Here is a 16,779-nt window from a genome sequence, read left to right as displayed (position 1 = left end):
CCGGGCGCCAACCGTTCAGCCGAGCTCCTTGGTGAGTGTGAACTCGGTGACTCCTGGCGGGTAGTTGTCGACCCGCCCGCTCACCTCGTAACCCCGTTTCCGGTAGAAGTCCGGGGCCTGGAAGTCCCAGGTCTCCACCCGGGAGCGGGTGCAGGACCGGTCCGTCCGGGCCACCCGTTCCGCCTCGGCGAGCATCCGCGAGCCGAGGCCGGAACCGCGGTGGCGGGCGTCGACCCAGAGCAGATCCACATGGAGCCAGTACGCCCAGGTGCGGCCGGTCAGTCCCGCGGCGAGCCGGCCCTCCTCGTCCAGCGCCCATACCTCCAAAGGGACTTCGAGCGCGGCCGGCGTATCGCGCAGGGCGCGGATCCGCGGTGAGCGTGCGGTGTTGTCGTCACGCAGCCACCTGTTCAGCAGCTGACGTCGTTCTTTGTCCACTTCTGTCTCAAGACGGAACATGAACAACACCCTAGGACCCGACTGCCCGTCAGTTCTGTGATTCTCCTTCCGCTCCGGGCCGCCGCCCGTACGCTGATGCACAGCACCGGCGGGGGCCGGTGCTGATTCAGGGGTACGAGACAGCCGGGTGCGACGCCCGGGCGGGATGGCAGTCGGAGCACGGCGGCGGCCGTGGACTGCGGTTCAACTCCCCGCTCCGGGCGTCGTACCCGCGCCGGTCCGTCCCCTCCGGGGGTCGCACGCTTCGGGCGCCCCAGAACGCGCAGCATGGGGGTGTCTGTGGCCCGTATCCGGGTTCTCGTCGTCGACGACCACCGCATTTTCGCCGAGTCACTCGCCGCGGCGCTCGCCGCCGAGCCGGACGTCGACGTGGCCGCGGCGGGCAGCGGCCCGGCCGCCCTGCGCTGTCTGGAACGGGCGGCGGCCGAGGGGCGCGGTTACGACGTGATACTGGTCGATGCCGAACTGGGCATCGTGCGCCCGCCGGGCCGCCCTGCCGCGGGCCCGGTGCCGGTGCCCGCTCCGAACACCGGGGAGAACGGCCTGGTCGACGGCATCTCCCTGGTGGCCGGCATCCGTTCGCTTCGGCCGTCGGTGCGCACGGTGGTCCTGGCCGAGAAGGACGACCCGCGCCGGGCCGCGCTCGCACTCCAGGCGGGCGCCTGCGGCTGGGTCGCCAAGGACAGCTCACTGCAACGGCTGCTCGCGGTGATCCGGGGTGTGCTGCGCGAGGAGACCCATCTGCCGCCCGCGCTGCTCACCGGCGTGCTGCGGGAGCTGATGGCGGACCGCAAGCACCGCACGGAGAGCGAACAGCTCGTCGAGTCCCTGACCCCGCGCGAGCGTGAGGTGCTGCGCTGCATGGTGGCGGGACTCGGCCGCAAGGCGGTGGCGGAGCGGCTCTTCCTCTCCCCGCACACCGTGCGTACACACATGCAGAACGTGCTGGGGAAGCTGGGTGTGCACTCGACGCTGGCGGCGGTCGCGCTGGCCCGGCGGGCGGGCGTCGGCCCGGCCGACCTGGAAGCGCCGGTCCCGGTGCCGGTCCTAGCCGGGGATGTTGTCGAACGGGGCAGTCAACTGGCGTAGCAGTCCCGCCAGTTCGCCCCGCTGCCGGCGGGAGAGCTCACCCAGGATGGCGCGCTCCTGGGCGAGCAGGCCGGCCAGTGACTGGTCGGCCTTGTCGCGGCCCTCGGCGGTGAGCCTGACCAGCACGCCACGGCGGTCGCTGGGGTCGGGGAGCCGCTCGACGAGATTCTTCTTGGTCAGTCGGTCGATGCGGTTGGTCATCGTGCCCGACGTGACCAGGGTCTGGGTGAGGAGCTGGCCGGGGGAGAGCTGGTACGGGTCGCCCGCGCGGCGCAGCGACGTGAGGACGTCGAACTCCCACGGCTCCAGGTGATGCTCGGCGAAGGCGATCCGGCGGGCCCGGTCGAGGTGGCGGGCCAGGCGGGAGACGCGGCTGAGGACCTCGAGTGGTTCCACGTCGAGGTCGGGGCGCTCTCGGCGCCATGCAGCGACCAGTCGGTCGACCTCGTCCTCCATGTGGATCAGTGTAGAGGGTCTGTCGACATGAAGTCTCTTGAATTCAAGTGTCTTGACATCAAGATACTTATTCGCCGATCCTGGCCCCATGACCGCACCCACCTGGGATCCGCAGCAGTACCTGCGCCACGCGGACCATCGCACCCGCCCCTTCCACGACCTGCTGGCCCACGTGCCCGAGCTGCCGGACGCCGCCGCCCCCCGCATCGCCGACCTCGGCTGCGGCGCGGGCAACGTCACCGCCCTGCTCGCCGCGCGCTGGCCCCGGGCCCGCATCACCGGCTACGACAACTCCCCGCAGATGCTGGACCGGGCCCGCGCCCACGCCACCGCCCTGCTGGACTTCGCCGAGGCCGACGCCGCGACGTGGACCCCCGCGCAGCCGCACGACCTGATCATCTCCAACGCCCTGCTCCAGTGGGTCCCCGGCCACGCCGACCGCTTCCCGGACTGGCTGGACGCCCTCACCCCCGGCGGCACCTTCGCCCTCCAGGTCCCGGGCAACTTCGACCAGCCCTCGCACGCCCTGATGCGCGAACTCGCCGAGTCCCCGCGCTGGCGCTCCCGCCTGGGCGGCCGTCTGCGCCACACGGACGCGGTCCTGAGCCCCGCCGGCTACCTGGACCGCCTCACCGCTCCCGGCCGCACCGCCGACGTCTGGGAGACCACCTACCTCCACCTCCTGCACGGCGAGGACGCCGTCCTCGACTGGGTGAAGGGCACCGGGCTGCGCCCGGTCCTCACCGCCCTCGCCGACGACGAGGAGGCCAGGGACGCCTTCCTCGGCGAATACCGCGACCTGCTGCGCGCCGCATACCCCGCGGGCCCGCACGGCACGGTCTTCCCGTTCCGCCGCATCTTCGCCGTCGCACACCGGGAGAAGTGATGATCGCCGCCGTCGACCACGTCCAGCTGGCCGCCCCCGCAGGCTCGGAGGAGGCGCTGCGCACGTACTACGTGCACATCCTCGGCATGACGGAGATCCCCAAGCCACCGGTCCTGGCCGCCCGCGGCGGCTGCTGGTTCCAGACCGGACCGGTCCAGCTCCACCTGGGCGTCGAGGCGGACTTCCGCCCGGCCCGCAAGGCCCACCCGGGCCTGCGGGTGCGGGACATCGAGGCGTACGCGGCCCGGCTGACGGAGCGCGGCGCCGAGGTGCGATGGGACGGGGACCTGCCGGGCCACCGCCGCTTCTTCAGCCACGACCCGGTGGGCAACCGGCTGGAGTTCCTGGAACCGGACGGGGCCCCGGCACCGGAGAACCGGTGACGGGGCCCCGTCGGGTACGTGTGCCACGCCGCCGCTCAGTTCTTGCGATGCCCTATCAGCCGCGGCTTCGACTCCAGGTTCTCCAGACCGTGCCACGCCAGATTCACCAGATGGGCGGCGACCTCCGCCTTCTTGGGCTTGCGCGCGTTCACCCACCACTGGCCGGTCAGCGCCACCATGCCGACCAGCGCCTGCGCATACAGCGGGGCCAGCTTCGGATCGAAGCCCCGGGCCTTGAACTCCAGACCCAGGATGTCCTCCACCTGCGTGGCGATATCACTGATGAGGGAGGCGAACGTGCCCGTCGACTGGGCCACCGGCGAGTCGCGGACCAGGATGCGGAATCCGTCCGTGGACGTCTCGATGTAGTCCAGCAGCGCGAACGCCGCCTGCTCCAGCAGCTCACGCGGATGGCCGGCGGTCAGCGCACTGGTCACCATGTCCAGGAGCTGACGCATCTCCCGGTCCACGACCACGGCGTAGAGCCCCTCCTTGCCGCCGAAGTGCTCGTACACCACCGGCTTGGAGACCCCGGCCCGCGCCGCGATCTCCTCCACCGACGTGCCTTCGAAGCCCTTGTCGGCGAAGAGCGTGCGACCGATGTCCAGCAGTTGCTCGCGGCGTTCCTTCCCGGTCATCCGCACCCGGCGGGCTCGCCGGGCGGAGGGTGCACGGGTGTTCTCGCTGCTTGCGCTTGAGTCGGTCGCCACGTCGTCAATCATGCCGCGTCGGCCTGCGCGGGGTGGCGCCGGGACTCGATACGGGCGGAGTCGGGCCAGCGCACATCGGTCGCCCAGCCCAGCTTCTCGAACCAGCGGATCAGCCGCGCGCTCGAATCGATCTGACCTCGCATCACGCCGTGCCGTGCACTCGTCGGGTCGGCGTGGTGCAGGTTGTGCCAGGACTCACCGCACGACAGGACCGCCAGCCACCACACGTTGCCGGACTTGTCACGGGACTTGAAGGGGCGCTTGCCGACCGCGTGACAGATCGAGTTGATCGACCAGGTCACATGGTGCAACAGCGCCACCCGGACCAGTGAACCCCAGAAGAACGCGGTCGCCGCACCCCACCACGACATCGTGACCAGGCCCCCCACCAGCGGCGGAATGGCCAGCGAGACGATCGTGAAGGTGAGGAAGTGACGGGAGATCCCGCGGATCGCCGGGTCCCTGATCAGATCGGGGGCGTACTTCTGCTGAGGCGTCCGCTCCTCGTCGAACATCCAGGCGATGTGCGCCCACCAGAGGCCCTTCATCAGGGCCGGCAGCGTCTCGCCGAAGCGCCACGGCGAGTGCGGGTCACCCTCCGCGTCCGAGAAGCGGTGGTGCTTGCGGTGATCGGCCACCCAGCGGACCACCGGGCCCTCCACCGCCAGCGAACCGGCCACGGCCAACGCGATACGGAGCGGACGCTTCGCCTTGAACGAACCGTGCGTGAAATACCGGTGGAAACCGATCGTGATGCCATGGCAGCCGATGTAGTACATCGCCACCAGCAGGCCCAGATCGAGCCAGCTCACACCGCGGCCCCAGGCCAGCGGCACCGCCGCGACCAGAGCCACGAAAGGCACGACGATGAACAGCAGGAGCGCGATCTGCTCGATCGACCGCTTGTTGTCCCCGCCGAGCGTGGCGGGGGGAAGGGCCTGACCGTCGGCCGTCTGAGCGGCCTCGATCACTTCGGGGCTGGTCTTCATGGGGAGTCCCCTGTGGGGTGAGAATGCGGCGGAAAGGCAGGGCCTCCGAACGGCGGACCCTCGGGCTACGCACCCGTAACCTACGGCGTCGTAAGTATGGCAGCGAGAAGGCCCGCCACACGGGAGGACGATGGACCTGGCACGTACGGGTGCCATACGGGGTAGGGGACATGACGCGTACCCCGCATGTACCCGCTATGAACAGGCAGGCACCTCTCGGGGCGCGAACAGCACCGACAGCACGGACACCTATCCTGGAGAGGTCGGACAGCGCGGTCCGCACCCTGCCACCCGGGGGGTTGCGTCAGCACCGCTGCCAGCCGCGGGCCCCGGATCCCGTGCTCAACCACTGCAAGGAGCCGCACACTGTGAGCAGTGCCGACCAGACCCCTGCCGCCAGCCCCGAGCTGCGCGCCGACATCCGCCGCCTCGGCGACCTGCTGGGCGAGACCCTCGTACGCCAGGAGGGCCAGGAGCTCCTCGACCTCGTCGAGCGCGTCCGCGCCCTGACCCGTACCGACGGCGAGGCCGCGGCCGAGCTCCTCGGCGACACGGACCTGGAGACCGCCGCGCAGCTCGTGCGGGCCTTCTCCACCTACTTCCACCTCGCCAACGTCACCGAGCAGGTCCACCGCGCCCACGAGATGCGTGACCGGCGCGCCGCCGAAGGCGGACTCCTCGCCCGGACCGCCGACCGGCTCAAGGACGCGGACCCCGAGCACCTGCGCGAGACGGTCAAGAACCTCAACGTACGGCCCGTCTTCACCGCGCACCCCACAGAAGCCGCGCGGCGCTCCGTACTCAACAAGCTCCGCCGCATCGCCGCACTCCTGGAGACCCCGGTCATCGAGGCCGACCGGCGCCGCCAGGACATCCGGCTCGCCGAGAACATCGACCTCATCTGGCAGACCGACGAACTGCGCGTGGTCCGCCCGGAGCCCGCCGACGAGGCCCGCAACGCCATCTACTACCTCGACGAACTCCACGCCAACGCCGTGGGCGACGTCCTGGAGGACCTGGCCGCCGAGCTGGAGCGCGTCGGCGTCGAGCTGCCCGCGGGCACCCGCCCGCTCACCTTCGGCACCTGGATCGGCGGCGACCGCGACGGCAACCCCAACGTGACGCCCGCCGTCACCTGGGAGGTGCTGATCCTCCAGCACGAGCACGGCATCACCGACGCCCTCGAACTCGTCGACCAGCTGCGCGGACTGCTCTCCAACTCCATCCGCTACACCGGAGCCACCGACGAGCTCCTCAGCTCCCTCCAGGCCGACCTGGAGGCGCTCCCGGAGATCAGCCCCCGCTACAAGCGGCTGAACGCCGAGGAGCCCTACCGGCTCAAGGCCACCTGCATCCGGCAGAAGCTCGTCAACACCCGCGAGCGCCTCGCATCCGGCACCCCGCACCGCCCCGGCTGCGACTACCTCGGCACAGCCGAACTCATCGCCGACCTGGCCCTCATCCAGACCTCGCTGCGCGAGCACAGGGGCGGCATCGTCGCCGACGGCCGGATGGACCGCACGATCCGTACGCTCTCCGCGTTCGGTCTGCAGCTCGCCACGATGGACGTACGCGAACACGCCGACGCCCACCACCACGCGCTCGGCCAGCTCTTCGACCGCCTCGGCGAGGAGTCCTGGCGCTACGCCGACATGCCGCGCGACTACCGGCAGAAGCTCCTCGCCAAGGAGCTCCGCTCCCGTCGGCCGCTCGCCCCGACCCCGGCCCCGCTGGACGCCGCGGGCGAGAAGACCCTCGGCGTCTTCCACACCATCAAGGAAGCCTTCGAGCGCTTCGGCCCCGAAGTCATCGAGTCCTACATCATCTCGATGTGCCAGGGCGCCGACGACGTCTTCGCCGCAGCCGTCCTCGCCCGCGAGGCCGGCCTCCTCGACCTGCACGGCGGCTGGGCCAAGATCGGCATCGTCCCGCTCCTGGAGACCACCGACGAGCTCAAGGCCGCCGACGTCATCCTCGACGAGATGCTCGCCGACCCCTCCTATCGCCGCCTCGTCTCGCTCCGCGGTGACGTGCAGGAGGTCATGCTCGGCTACTCCGACTCCTCCAAGTTCGGCGGCATCACCACCTCCCAGTGGGAGATCCACCGCGCCCAGCGCCGGCTCCGCGACGTCGCCCACCGCTACGGCGTACGCCTGCGCCTCTTCCACGGCCGCGGCGGCACCGTCGGCCGCGGCGGCGGCCCCTCGCACGACGCGATCCTCGCGCAGCCGTGGGGCACGCTGGAGGGCGAGATCAAGGTGACCGAGCAGGGCGAGGTCATCTCCGACAAGTACCTCATCCCGGCCCTCGCCCGCGAGAACCTGGAACTGACCGTCGCGGCCACCCTCCAGGCCTCCGCGCTGCACACCGCGCCCCGCCAGTCCGACGAGGCCCTGGCCCGCTGGGACGCGGCCATGGACACCGTCTCGGACGCCGCCCACGCCGCGTACCGCAAGCTGGTCGAGGACCCCGACCTGCCGACGTACTTCCTCGCCTCCACCCCGGTGGACCAGCTCGCCGACCTGCACCTGGGCTCGCGGCCCTCCCGCCGCCCCGGCTCGGGCGTCTCGCTCGACGGCCTGCGCGCCATCCCGTGGGTCTTCGGCTGGACCCAGTCGCGGCAGATCGTGCCCGGCTGGTACGGCGTCGGCTCCGGCCTCAAGGCGCTGCGCGAGGCCGGTCTGGACACCGTCCTGGAAGAGATGCACGAGCAGTGGCACTTCTTCCAGAACTTCCTCTCGAACGTCGAGATGACCCTGGCCAAGACCGACCTGCGCATCGCCCGGCACTACGTCGACACGCTCGTCCCCGACGAGCTCAAGCACGTCTTCGACGCCATCGAGGCCGAGCACGCGCTGACCGTCCAGGAGGTCCTCAGGATCACCGGCAGCACCGAACTCCTCGGCACCAGCCCGGTGCTCCAGCAGACCTTCGCCATCCGTGACGCCTACCTGGACCCGATCTCCTACCTCCAGGTGTCCCTGCTGGCCCGCCAGCGCCAGGCGGTCGAACGCGGCGAGGAAGCCGACCCGCTGCTCGCCCGCGCCCTGCTGCTCACCGTCAACGGTGTGGCCGCGGGTCTGCGCAACACCGGCTGATCAGCGACATCAGCACCGGCTGACCAACGCGATCGCGGGTGCGGTCCTGTCACAGGGCGATGAACGTCGCCACGAGCAGGGCCCCGCCCGCGATCCCGGTTCCCCAGGCGATGCGGGGCAGCCGCAGACCGCCGCCGATCAGCAGCGCGGCCAGGATCAGCGCCCCGCCCAACGGCACCCACGCATGCAGAAAACCCGGCGTCCCGGTGCGTACCACGTCATCGGTGCCGGGCTTCACGACGACCGGGAACCGGTCGCCCTTACGGGCCGCGACGGACTTGTCCACCGTCACCCGGGAACGCGCCACAGCCCCGTCCGACGGCGTGAACGGACCCGTGCAGACATCGGCCCCGCAGCCCGTGACCGTCATCGTCCCGTGCTCGCGCCCCTTCGCCAGCACGATGTGATGGGCCGAGTCCCACGAGGACAGCACACCCGCGACAAGCAGCAGCAGGACGACAAGGCCGAGCGCCGCGCTTCGGCCGTACTGCAGGGCAGGGTGGGAGGAGCTGCGCTTCATGGGGGCCGATCTTTGGCCAGGGCCATGCGGTCGGTCAAGCCATGGCTGAAAACAGCATGGTTACCAGTGGGTATGTCGGGATTCGCGCACGCCCGCGCAGCTCAGGAGTTGTACGCGCTCTGCGCCCGCTCCAGCCCCTCCGCCAGCAGACACTCCACCGAGTCCGCCGCCCGGTCCACCAGGAAAGCGAGCTCCTTGCGCTCCGTGGACGAGAAGTCCTTCAGTACGAAGTCAGCCACCTGCATCCGCCCCGGCGGACGCCCGATGCCGAACCGGATCCGGTGGTAGTCGGGTCCCAGCGACTTCGTCATCGACTTCAGCCCGTTGTGGCCGTTGTCGCCACCGCCCAGCTTCAGCCGCAGCGCCCCGTAGTCGATGTCCAGCTCGTCATGGACCGCCACGACGTGATCCAGCGGCACCTTGTAGAAGTCGCGCAGCGCAGAGACCGGGCCACCGGACAGGTTCATGTACGACATCGGCTTGGCCACCACCACCCGGCGGCTCAACGGCCCGGGCGGACCGATCCGCCCCTCCAGCACCTGAGCCTGGGCCTTGGGGGCCCGCTTGAACTTCCCGCCGATCCGCTCCGCGAGCAGGTCGGCGACCATGAAGCCGACGTTGTGGCGGTTCGCCGCATACTCGGGACCGGGATTGCCCAGGCCCACGATCAGCCAGGGGTCGTTGGCGTCGGACATGGCGCTGGGTCTCCTCGCGTACGGGCGGGTGGCAGACAGGGAACAGGGAAACGGGGCGGCAGGCCCCCTGGAGGGAGACCGCCGCCCCGTCAGTCAAGCAGGTGGGGTGAGGATCAGGCCTCGGCGGGAGCTTCCTCCGCGGGGGCTTCCTCGACCTGAGCGGCGACGACCTGGAGCACGACGGCGTCCTCGTCACCGGCCAGCACGGAACCCTTGGGCAGCGGGACGTCCTTGGCGAGGATCGAGTCACCGGCGTCCAGGCCCGCGATGGAGACCGTGACGGACTCGGGGATGTGGGTGGCCTCGGCCTCGACGAGCAGGGTGTTCTGCACGTACTCGAGCAGGTTGCCGCCCGGGGCCAGCTCGCCCTCGACGTGCACCGCAATCTCGACCTCGACCTTTTCGCCGCGCTTCACGGTCAGCAGGTCGACGTGCTCGATGTTGCCCTTGAGGGCGTTGCGCTGCACGGCCTTCGGGATGACCAGGGCGTCCTTGCCGTCGATCTCGAGACCGATCAGGACGTTGGCGGTACGGAGCGCGAGGTGCAGCTCGTGAGCCGGCAGCGTGATGTGGACCGCGTCGGCGCCGTGGCCGTAGACGACCGCGGGGACCAGGTTGGCGCGACGGGTGCGGCGGGCGGCGCCCTTGCCGAACTCCGAACGGACCGCGGCGTTGAGCTTGATCTCGGCCATGACTGCACTCCTCGTAAGGTGACAAAACTGCGGATGGTCACCCGGCCCACGACAGGCCTGCTACGAAGAGCGCGTCGATAACGGACCGCCGTACCTATGAGTACGGCCTCCCTCGCCGAGCAACTCGCTGAGTCTACCCGGCGGGGAGGCCGCACCCAAAGTGGATCTTCTGTGACGCTCTTCGCCCCGGAGGGGAAGTGCCTACTGCTCCTCGAAGAGGCTCGTGACCGAACCGTCCTCGAACACCTCACGCACCGCGCGCGCGATCGTCGGCGCGATCGAGAGCACCGTGATCTTGTCGAGCTCCAGCTCGCCCGGGGTCGGCAGCGTGTCCGTGAAGACGAACTCACTGACCTTCGAGTTCTTCAGCCGGTCAGCGGCCGGACCCGAGAGCACACCGTGCGTCGCCGTCACTATGACGTCCTCGGCGCCGTGCGCGAACAGGGCGTCAGCGGCGGCGCAGATCGTGCCACCGGTGTCGATCATGTCGTCGACGAGGACACAGACCCGGCCCTCGACGTTGCCGACGACCTCGTGGACGCTGACCTGGTTGGGGACGTCCTTGTCGCGGCGCTTGTGCACGATCGCCAGCGGGGCGTCCAGGCGGTCGCACCAGCGGTCGGCGACACGCACGCGGCCGGCGTCCGGGGAGACGATCGTCAGCTTCGAGCGGTCGACCTTCGCACCGACGTAGTCGGCCAGGATCGGCAGCGCGAAGAGGTGGTCGACCGGGCCGTCGAAGAAGCCCTGGATCTGGTCGGTGTGCAGATCGACGGTGAGGATGCGGTCCGCACCCGCCGTCTTCATCAGGTCCGCGATCAGACGGGCCGAGATCGGCTCGCGGCCGCGGTGCTTCTTGTCCTGACGGGCGTAGCCGTAGAACGGCACGATCACCGTGATGGAACGGGCCGACGCGCGCTTCAGCGCGTCCAGCATGATCAGCTGCTCCATGATCCACTTGTTGATCGGAGCCGTGTGGCTCTGGATCAGGAAGCAGTCGGCGCCGCGGGCGGACTCCTGGAAACGGACGTAGATCTCACCGTTGGCGAAATCGAAGGCCTTCGTCGGCACGAGGCCCACACCCAGTTGGTGCGCAACCTCCTCGGCCAGCTCGGGGTGGGCGCGGCCGGAGAAGAACATCAGTTTCTTCTCGCCGGTCGTCTTGATCCCGGTCACAGCACAGTCTCCTCAGACGTGTATCTGGCGCTGCACGCAGATGTCCCGATGTGCAACGAGCCAGCCGAAATGGGGTGAGCATCTATCACGGTACGCCGTGCGCGGCGCACCTGTTTCCGGTCAGCTTTCGCTGCCGGTGTCCTCTGCCGCGGCCTGGGCCGCCTGCGCGGCCGCACTGCCCGGACGCTTACGGGCCACCCAACCCTCGATATTCCTTTGCTGGCCACGGGCCACGGCCAGTGAACCGGCCGGCACGTCCTTCGTGATGACCGAGCCCGCAGCGGTGTAGACGCCGTCCCCGACCGTGACAGGCGCCACAAACATATTGTCCGCACCGGTCCGGCAGTGCGAGCCGATCGTCGAGTGGTGCTTGTTCACACCGTCGTAGTTCACGAAGACGCTCGCGGCGCCGATGTTCGTGTGGTCACCGATCGTCGCGTCGCCCACGTACGACAGGTGCGGGACCTTCGTCCCCTCGCCGATCGTCGTGTTCTTCAGCTCCACGTACGTACCGGCCTTGGACTTCGCGCCCATCCGCGTCCCCGGCCGCAGGTACGCGAACGGGCCGACCGTCGCACCCGGACCGATCTCGGCCCCGTCCGCGACCGTGTTGTCCACTCGCGCACCCGCGCCGACGACGGTGTCCCTCAGCCGCGAGTTCGGACCGACCTCGGCGTCCTCCGCGAGATGCGTCGTCCCCAGCAGCTGGGTGCCCGGGTGCACGAGCGCGTCCCGCTCGTACGTGACGGTGGCGTCGATCAGCGTGGACGCCGGATCCACCACGGTCACACCCGCCGTCATCGCCTGCTCCAGCAGCCGCTGGTTCAGCAGCAGGCGGGCCTCGGCGAGCTGCACCCGGTTGTTGATCCCGAGGATCTCCCGGTGGTCGGTGGCGACCGACGCGCCGACCCGGTGCCCGGCCTCACGCAGGATGGACAGCACGTCGGTGAGGTACTCCTCGCCCTGGCTGTTGTCCGTACGCACCTTGCCGAGCGCGTCCGTGAGGAGCTGCCCGTCGAACGCGAACACCCCGGAGTTGATCTCCCGGATCGCGCGCTGCGCGTCGGTGGCGTCCTTGTGTTCGACGATCTCGGTGACCGCGCCGGTCGCCGCGTCGCGGACGATCCGGCCGTAGCCGGTGGAGTCGGGCACCTCGGCGCTGAGCACGGTGACGGCGTTGGCGTCGGCGGTGTGGGTGGCGGCGAGGGCGGCGAGCGTCGCGCCGGACAGCAGCGGGGTGTCGCCGCAGACGACGATCACGGTGCCCTCGACGGTCCCGCCCAGCTCGTCGAGCCCGACGCGCACCGCGTTCCCGGTGCCCTTCTGCTCGGCCTGGTAGGCGGTGCGCACCTGGGCGTCCGCGGCGGTGAGGTGGGCGGTGACCTGCTCGCTCGCGTGGCCGACGACCACGACGAGGTGCTGCGGGTCCAGCTCGCGGGAGGCTGCGACGACATGTCCGACGAGCGAGCGCCCGGAGATCTCGTGCAGGACCTTGGGGGTCTTCGACTTCATACGGGTGCCCTCACCCGCTGCGAGGACGACGACGGCTGCCGGGCGTACGGAGCTCACGGATATGCCCTTCGGCTTCGGGTGGTGGACATCCGCAGGATACCGGGGGGTGCTGGGCCGGACATGGGTGCGGGCCCCGACCGGTGAGGTCGGGGCCCGCGCCAAGAGGCTCCCCCACCAGGACTCGAACCCGGACAAATAGCACCAAAAGCTACTGTGCTGCCAATTACACCATGGGGGAACAAAGGCGAACTAACCGGACATTGCGTCAGCTCGCCGGATCGGCACCCAACACTATGCCGTACCACCGGCCTTCGACGCGACGGTATAGGTCTGCGCTTTCGTTCGGACGCACACCACTCATTCGAATCCGTTCGACGCCGCGACGTGCTGTGCAGGTCACCCGAAAATGAGGTGCACCCGCCCGTACGCTGGATGCCATGACCGCAACGGGGGCAGACCGGGAAGCGGCGGGACCGACCACCCGCGGCTACTGGTGGTGGGAACGGCGACGGAGTGTCGCACTGGATGTGGGACTGGCGCTGGTATCGGCGCTGGAGTGTGCGCTGGAAGGGGTGGAATTCGCGGGGGACACCGGGCTGCCGGTGCCGCTGGGGGTGGTGTTCGGGCTGTTCGCCGGGGCCGTGCTGCTGGTACGGCGGAAGTGGCCGATCGCCGTGGTGCTCGTGTCGATCGCGACGACGCCGGCCGAGATGGGCTTCCTGATGGGCCTGGCCGGCCTGTACACGCTGGCCGCGTCCGATGTGCCGCGGCGGATCACCGCGGTGCTGATGAGCATGTCGCTGGTGGGGACGTTCATCGTCACGTACGTACGGCTGCGGCAGGGCGTCGACGCCGACGCGGACTTCGGTCCCGGTGACTGGTACGTCCCGGTGCTGTCCCTCTTCATGGCGGTGGGCCTGACCGCGCCGCCGGTGCTGTTCGGCCTCTACATAGGGGCGCGGCGCCGGCTGATGGAGAGCCTGCGGGAGCGGGCGGACTCGCTGGAGCGGGAGCTGTCGCTGCTCGCGGACCGCGCGGAGGAGCGGGCGGAGTGGGCGCGTACCGAGGAGCGGAACCGGATCGCCCGTGAGATGCACGACGTGGTCGCGCACCGGGTGAGCCTGATGGTGGTCCACGCGGCGGCCCTGCAGGCGGTGGCGCCGAAGGACCCGGCGAAGGCGGTGCGCAATGCGGCGCTGGTGGGAGACATGGGGCGGCAGGCGTTGACGGAGCTGCGCGAGATGCTCGGTGTGTTGCGTACCGGGGAGCCGATGATGGCGCGGGTGACGAAGGTGCCGCTCGCTTCCGTGGGCCGGGCGGTGCCGGTGGCGACGGAGGACGGGCCGCGGCTCGACGAGATGGAGACTCTGGTGGGGGAGTCACGGGCGGCGGGGATGACGGTGGAGCTGTCGGTGGAGGGGGAGGCGCGTTCGTATGCGCCGGAGGTCGAGCAGACGGCGTACCGGGTGGTGCAGGAGGCCCTGACGAACGTGCACAAGCACGCGGCGGGCGCGAAGGCGTGGGTGCGGCTTGCGCACCGGGCCTCCGAGGTCGCCATGCAGGTGGAGAACGGCCCGTCGGACGCGGCCACGGCGGATGCGGGGCTGCCCAGCGGGGGCAACGGGCTGCTCGGCATGCGGGAGCGTGTGCTGGGGCTGGGGGGCGTCTTCGTGTCCGGTCCCACGGATGCCGGTGGCTTCCGGGTGTCGGCGGTCCTGCCGGACGTCGACGCGGCGTGACGGCGCCGCGTCCTCAGCCCGAGACCAGGCGCTCCGGCTGGATTCCGGTGACGAGTGTGGCGAGGGCGCCGTCGATGTCGGGTCCGAGGTACCAGTCGCCGGTGTGGTCGATGCTGTAGACCCGGCCGTCCGCGTCGATGGCGAGGACGGCCTGTCCGTCCCCTTCCTCGCCCAGGGGTGCGACCTCGGTTGCCAGGGCGCGTCCGAGGTCTCCCAGGGTCCGGGCCAGGTGGAGTCCGCTCAGTGGGTCGATCCGTACCGATGCCGGGGCGATCTGCCGTCCGGGTGCGGTGGCCGTGATGTGCAGTCCGCCGAACTCGGCCCAGGCCTCCACCGCGGCGGGGAAGACGGCGTGCTGGTGTCCGGCGGGTGAGGCGTGGGAGCGCAGGGCGTCGGCCCACTCCTCGGCCTGGCGGATGTCCCAGCGGCCGGGCTGCCACCCGGCGGCGCGCAGGGCGGCATCGACGGCGACGGGGAAGCGGGTGGAGCTGTGGCGGTCGTGGTCGGCCGGGCCTGTTTGTGCGGGCAGGTCGGTTCGGTCGCGCATGGGGGCGTGGTCAGCCCTTCTCGGCGGTGGTCGCCGTTCCGGTCGTGGTGAGGTCGACGGGACGTACGCCGAAGTGGGCGAGCATGACGGAGCAGGAGCGGCAGGGCGCTGCGTAGCTGCCGTGGAGGGGGTCGCCGTCCTCGCGGATGCGGCGTGCGGTGAGCCGGGCGTGCTTGAGCGCGCGCCGGGCCTCGCCGTTGGTGAGGGGCTTGCGCTGGGCTCGCTTGGAGCGGCCGGTTTCGGCGGCGGTGAGGTGCCGGGAGAGCAGTATGGCCTCGGGGCAGCGGCCGGTGAACCGTTCGCGTTGTCCGCTGGGGAGGGTGTCGAGGAAGTCCTGGACGAGGTGGTGGAGTACCGGCGGCTGGTCCCCCTTGCCCGCGGTGCAGGTGAGGGTTTCGCCGCGTACGGACAGCGCTGCGGCCACCGCGGGCAGGATGCCGTCGCGGCGGTGGGTCAGCCGGGGGGTGTGGCCGGTCTCGTTGCTGCTCCAGCTGAGTCGTGGGTCCCCGGTGGTGACGGTCTGTGCAGAGTGTGCGGTGTGCATGGTGCTGTGTCCCTCCCGTGCCCGCAGCGGCTGCTGCCGGATGTGCACGCCCCCGTGTATGCGGGTGACAGCCTGCCAAATGTGTCGGGTCCTGTGAAAGCTGGGTCGGTGAAACGTGTCTGCGTGTCGCGACTCAGTGGCCTGTTCGTCGCCCGTCCGTCACGCCGTTGTGACGGTTGGTGACGGATGTGGTCGTGGGGCGGAGGGGCGGGGTCTGTTACGGGCTCACCGCATAGGCTGTGCCTGGACCGCCCCCGTGGGCAGGTCGGTCCTCATCAGCCAGACGCAGCAGGGGGCAACCGCCATGACGACAGGTCGGCTCGGGCAGCAAGCCGCGCCACCGAACGCGGCCTACGCCGGGCAGCTCGTGCACTTCCCGGATCCGGTCCGGGCGTCCCGCCACCCCAGAGGTGTGCGCATGGACGGGAACGGCTGCCCGGAGTTCGCGCCGTACGCGCGCGCCGCCGCGGAGATCGCCGAGCCTCCGCAGGGGTTCGGTGTGGACGAGCTGCGGCTCACGGACTATGTGTCGGCGAACGCGGCGCTGGCGGCGAGCGGGCACGAACTGTGGGGCACGATTCCCGCCGTGGCCACTCCGCACGGCTGGACCTGGCATCACGTGCCGGGCGGCCGGCGGATGGAGCTGGTTCCGGTCGAGGTGAAGGCGTTGCTGCGGCATCACGGCGGCCTGGCGACGACCGCGGTGGATCAGAACAAGCGGGGTACGCGTCCGCTGCAGGAGACCCGGCCCGCGCACTTCCGGCTGCCGAAGGGCGCCGTGGCGGTGAGCGAGCAGCAGATCCAGGGTGTCGAGGAGGACCTCGGCTACCGGCTGCCGGGTGCGTACCGCTCGTTCCTGAAGGCGGCGGGCGGTTCGGCCCCGGTGGGTGCGGCGCTGGACGCGGAACTCGGTCTTCTGGTCGACCAGCCGTTCTTCACGGTGCGCGAGGAAGCCGGCGTGAACGACCTGGTGTACGTGAACAAGTGCCTGCGGGACCATCTGACCAAGGACTATCTCGGGGTCGGTTTCGTTCAGGGCGGCATTCTCGCGGTGAAGGTCCGGGGGGATGGCATCGGTTCGGTCTGGTTCTGTGCGTACGACGACGCGCGTGACCAGGACGGCTGGAGCGTGCAGGAGCGGGTGGAACGGCTCCTGTTGCCGTGCGGCGCTGATTTCGACGCGTTTCTCCAGCGCCTCGCGGGCAATCCGCCGGAGCTGGAGACGGTGGCGAACCTGATGGTGGACGGCGGCTTCGCGCGCGCTGTCCCGGTGGAGGGGTGAGC

Annotated in this window: 17 protein-coding genes and 1 tRNA gene; 6 read left to right on the top strand and 12 right to left on the bottom strand. The window is 70.4% G+C overall.

All coding sequences use genetic code 11. The annotated features are described in order from the left end of the window. Window positions 1–15: 15 nt before the first annotated feature. The gene (locus tag SH922_RS16090) at window positions 16–459 is read right to left on the bottom strand and encodes a GNAT family N-acetyltransferase (protein ID WP_393058643.1); all 444 of its coding nucleotides are present in this window, start codon (window positions 457–459) and stop codon (window positions 16–18) included. Between the two features lie 267 nt (window positions 460–726). Between SH922_RS16090 and SH922_RS16085 the strand changes: the two genes are divergently transcribed. Then, entirely contained in the window at window positions 727–1,548 is an 822-nt protein-coding gene (locus SH922_RS16085) for a LuxR C-terminal-related transcriptional regulator (protein ID WP_393058642.1), read from the top strand. Here the strand turns inward: SH922_RS16085 and SH922_RS16080 are convergent. Beyond that, a complete protein-coding gene (locus tag SH922_RS16080) occupies window positions 1,507–2,004 on the bottom strand; it encodes a MarR family transcriptional regulator (RefSeq protein ID WP_326736646.1) in 498 nt (165 codons plus the stop codon). The genes SH922_RS16085 and SH922_RS16080 overlap by 42 nt on opposite strands. A gap of 88 nt (window positions 2,005–2,092) precedes the next feature. Here SH922_RS16080 and SH922_RS16075 point away from each other — a divergent pair, with 88 nt between their 5' ends. Both SH922_RS16075 and SH922_RS16070 read left to right on the top strand, forming a co-directional pair. Then, a complete protein-coding gene (locus tag SH922_RS16075; protein ID WP_393058641.1) occupies window positions 2,093–2,890 on the top strand; it encodes a trans-aconitate 2-methyltransferase in 798 nt (265 codons plus the stop codon). Beyond that, window positions 2,890–3,273, top strand: a complete 384-nt coding sequence (locus tag SH922_RS16070; protein ID WP_393058640.1) for a VOC family protein — start codon at window positions 2,890–2,892, stop codon at window positions 3,271–3,273. The genes SH922_RS16075 and SH922_RS16070 overlap by 1 nt, the downstream gene beginning before the upstream one ends. A gap of 35 nt (window positions 3,274–3,308) precedes the next feature. On the opposite strand, the gene SH922_RS16065 is transcribed toward SH922_RS16070, so the two are convergent. Both SH922_RS16065 and SH922_RS16060 read right to left on the bottom strand, forming a co-directional pair. Then, complete coding sequence (locus SH922_RS16065) at window positions 3,309–3,995, bottom strand: TetR family transcriptional regulator (protein ID WP_393058639.1); 687 nt, start codon at window positions 3,993–3,995, stop codon at window positions 3,309–3,311. Beyond that, on the bottom strand, window positions 3,992–4,972 hold the full coding sequence (locus SH922_RS16060; RefSeq protein ID WP_393058638.1) for an acyl-CoA desaturase: 981 nt from the start codon (window positions 4,970–4,972) through the stop codon (window positions 3,992–3,994). The genes SH922_RS16065 and SH922_RS16060 overlap by 4 nt, the downstream gene beginning before the upstream one ends. Before the next feature lie 368 nt (window positions 4,973–5,340). On the opposite strand from SH922_RS16060, the gene ppc reads away from it, so the two are divergent. Then, window positions 5,341–8,070, top strand: coding sequence for a phosphoenolpyruvate carboxylase (gene ppc, locus SH922_RS16055; protein ID WP_393058637.1), 2,730 nt, complete (start codon window positions 5,341–5,343; stop codon window positions 8,068–8,070). A 49-nt stretch (window positions 8,071–8,119) separates the two neighbouring features. On the opposite strand, the gene SH922_RS16050 is transcribed toward ppc, so the two are convergent. The 6 genes from SH922_RS16050 to SH922_RS16025 all read right to left on the bottom strand — a co-directional run bounded on the left by SH922_RS16050 (window position 8,120) and on the right by SH922_RS16025 (window position 12,903). Beyond that, window positions 8,120–8,590, bottom strand: coding sequence for a hypothetical protein (locus SH922_RS16050; protein WP_393058636.1), 471 nt, complete (start codon window positions 8,588–8,590; stop codon window positions 8,120–8,122). Window positions 8,591–8,691: 101 nt separating this feature from the next. Next, a complete protein-coding gene (gene pth / locus SH922_RS16045) occupies window positions 8,692–9,285 on the bottom strand; it encodes an aminoacyl-tRNA hydrolase (RefSeq protein ID WP_393058635.1) in 594 nt (197 codons plus the stop codon). 113 nt (window positions 9,286–9,398) lie between these two features. Next, window positions 9,399–9,977 carry a 50S ribosomal protein L25/general stress protein Ctc gene (locus SH922_RS16040; RefSeq protein ID WP_393058634.1) on the bottom strand — a complete coding sequence of 193 codons (579 nt, stop codon included), beginning with the start codon at window positions 9,975–9,977 and terminating at the stop codon, window positions 9,399–9,401. A gap of 201 nt (window positions 9,978–10,178) precedes the next feature. After that, the gene (locus SH922_RS16035) at window positions 10,179–11,153 is read right to left on the bottom strand and encodes a ribose-phosphate diphosphokinase (protein ID WP_024490433.1); all 975 of its coding nucleotides are present in this window, start codon (window positions 11,151–11,153) and stop codon (window positions 10,179–10,181) included. A gap of 120 nt (window positions 11,154–11,273) precedes the next feature. Next, window positions 11,274–12,722, bottom strand: coding sequence for a bifunctional UDP-N-acetylglucosamine diphosphorylase/glucosamine-1-phosphate N-acetyltransferase GlmU (gene glmU, locus SH922_RS16030; protein WP_393058633.1), 1,449 nt, complete (start codon window positions 12,720–12,722; stop codon window positions 11,274–11,276). A gap of 109 nt (window positions 12,723–12,831) precedes the next feature. Beyond that, a tRNA-Gln gene (locus SH922_RS16025) sits at window positions 12,832–12,903 on the bottom strand. A 199-nt stretch (window positions 12,904–13,102) separates the two neighbouring features. Between SH922_RS16025 and SH922_RS16020 the strand changes: the two genes are divergently transcribed. Continuing rightward, window positions 13,103–14,404: a sensor histidine kinase gene (locus tag SH922_RS16020; RefSeq protein WP_393058632.1), complete on the top strand. Its 1,302-nt coding sequence runs from the start codon at window positions 13,103–13,105 to the stop codon at window positions 14,402–14,404. A gap of 13 nt (window positions 14,405–14,417) precedes the next feature. Here the strand turns inward: SH922_RS16020 and SH922_RS16015 are convergent, their stop codons facing one another. Next, window positions 14,418–14,951: an SUKH-3 domain-containing protein gene (locus tag SH922_RS16015; RefSeq protein WP_393058631.1), complete on the bottom strand. Its 534-nt coding sequence runs from the start codon at window positions 14,949–14,951 to the stop codon at window positions 14,418–14,420. A 10-nt stretch (window positions 14,952–14,961) separates the two neighbouring features. Then, window positions 14,962–15,495 (bottom strand): YwqJ-related putative deaminase, encoded by a 534-nt coding sequence (locus SH922_RS16010; RefSeq protein WP_393058630.1) that lies wholly within the window; start codon window positions 15,493–15,495, stop codon window positions 14,962–14,964. A 304-nt stretch (window positions 15,496–15,799) separates the two neighbouring features. Here SH922_RS16010 and SH922_RS16005 point away from each other — a divergent pair, with 304 nt between their 5' ends. After that, entirely contained in the window at window positions 15,800–16,777 is a 978-nt protein-coding gene (locus tag SH922_RS16005; protein WP_393058629.1) for an SMI1/KNR4 family protein, read from the top strand. The last annotated feature ends 2 nt before the right edge of the window (window positions 16,778–16,779 follow it).

This window comes from Streptomyces sp. LN549 (assembly GCF_043203805.1).
In the GTDB taxonomy this organism is placed as follows: Bacteria; Actinomycetota; Actinomycetes; order Streptomycetales; family Streptomycetaceae; genus Streptomyces.
Note: the sequence above shows the minus strand (reverse complement) of the source record. Positions and strands in the feature narration are given on the sequence as shown.

What these genes read in the sequence shown, in the direction of transcription:
- SH922_RS16090 (WP_393058643.1), bottom strand. Translation starts at nt 459, where the DNA reads ATGTTCCGTCTTGAGACAGAAGTGGACAAAGAACGACGTCAGCTGCTG.
- SH922_RS16085 (WP_393058642.1), top strand. Translation starts at nt 727, where the DNA reads ATGGGGGTGTCTGTGGCCCGTATCCGGGTTCTCGTCGTCGACGACCAC.
- SH922_RS16080 (WP_326736646.1), bottom strand. Translation starts at nt 2,004, where the DNA reads ATGGAGGACGAGGTCGACCGACTGGTCGCTGCATGGCGCCGAGAGCGC.
- SH922_RS16075 (WP_393058641.1), top strand. Translation starts at nt 2,093, where the DNA reads ATGACCGCACCCACCTGGGATCCGCAGCAGTACCTGCGCCACGCGGAC.
- SH922_RS16070 (WP_393058640.1), top strand. Translation starts at nt 2,890, where the DNA reads ATGATCGCCGCCGTCGACCACGTCCAGCTGGCCGCCCCCGCAGGCTCG.
- SH922_RS16065 (WP_393058639.1), bottom strand. Translation starts at nt 3,995, where the DNA reads ATGATTGACGACGTGGCGACCGACTCAAGCGCAAGCAGCGAGAACACC.
- SH922_RS16060 (WP_393058638.1), bottom strand. Translation starts at nt 4,972, where the DNA reads ATGAAGACCAGCCCCGAAGTGATCGAGGCCGCTCAGACGGCCGACGGT.
- SH922_RS16050 (WP_393058636.1), bottom strand. Translation starts at nt 8,590, where the DNA reads ATGAAGCGCAGCTCCTCCCACCCTGCCCTGCAGTACGGCCGAAGCGCG.
- pth (WP_393058635.1), bottom strand. Translation starts at nt 9,285, where the DNA reads ATGTCCGACGCCAACGACCCCTGGCTGATCGTGGGCCTGGGCAATCCC.
- SH922_RS16040 (WP_393058634.1), bottom strand. Translation starts at nt 9,977, where the DNA reads ATGGCCGAGATCAAGCTCAACGCCGCGGTCCGTTCGGAGTTCGGCAAG.
- SH922_RS16020 (WP_393058632.1), top strand. Translation starts at nt 13,103, where the DNA reads ATGACCGCAACGGGGGCAGACCGGGAAGCGGCGGGACCGACCACCCGC.
- SH922_RS16015 (WP_393058631.1), bottom strand. Translation starts at nt 14,951, where the DNA reads ATGCGCGACCGAACCGACCTGCCCGCACAAACAGGCCCGGCCGACCAC.
- SH922_RS16010 (WP_393058630.1), bottom strand. Translation starts at nt 15,495, where the DNA reads ATGCACACCGCACACTCTGCACAGACCGTCACCACCGGGGACCCACGA.
- SH922_RS16005 (WP_393058629.1), top strand. Translation starts at nt 15,800, where the DNA reads ATGACGACAGGTCGGCTCGGGCAGCAAGCCGCGCCACCGAACGCGGCC.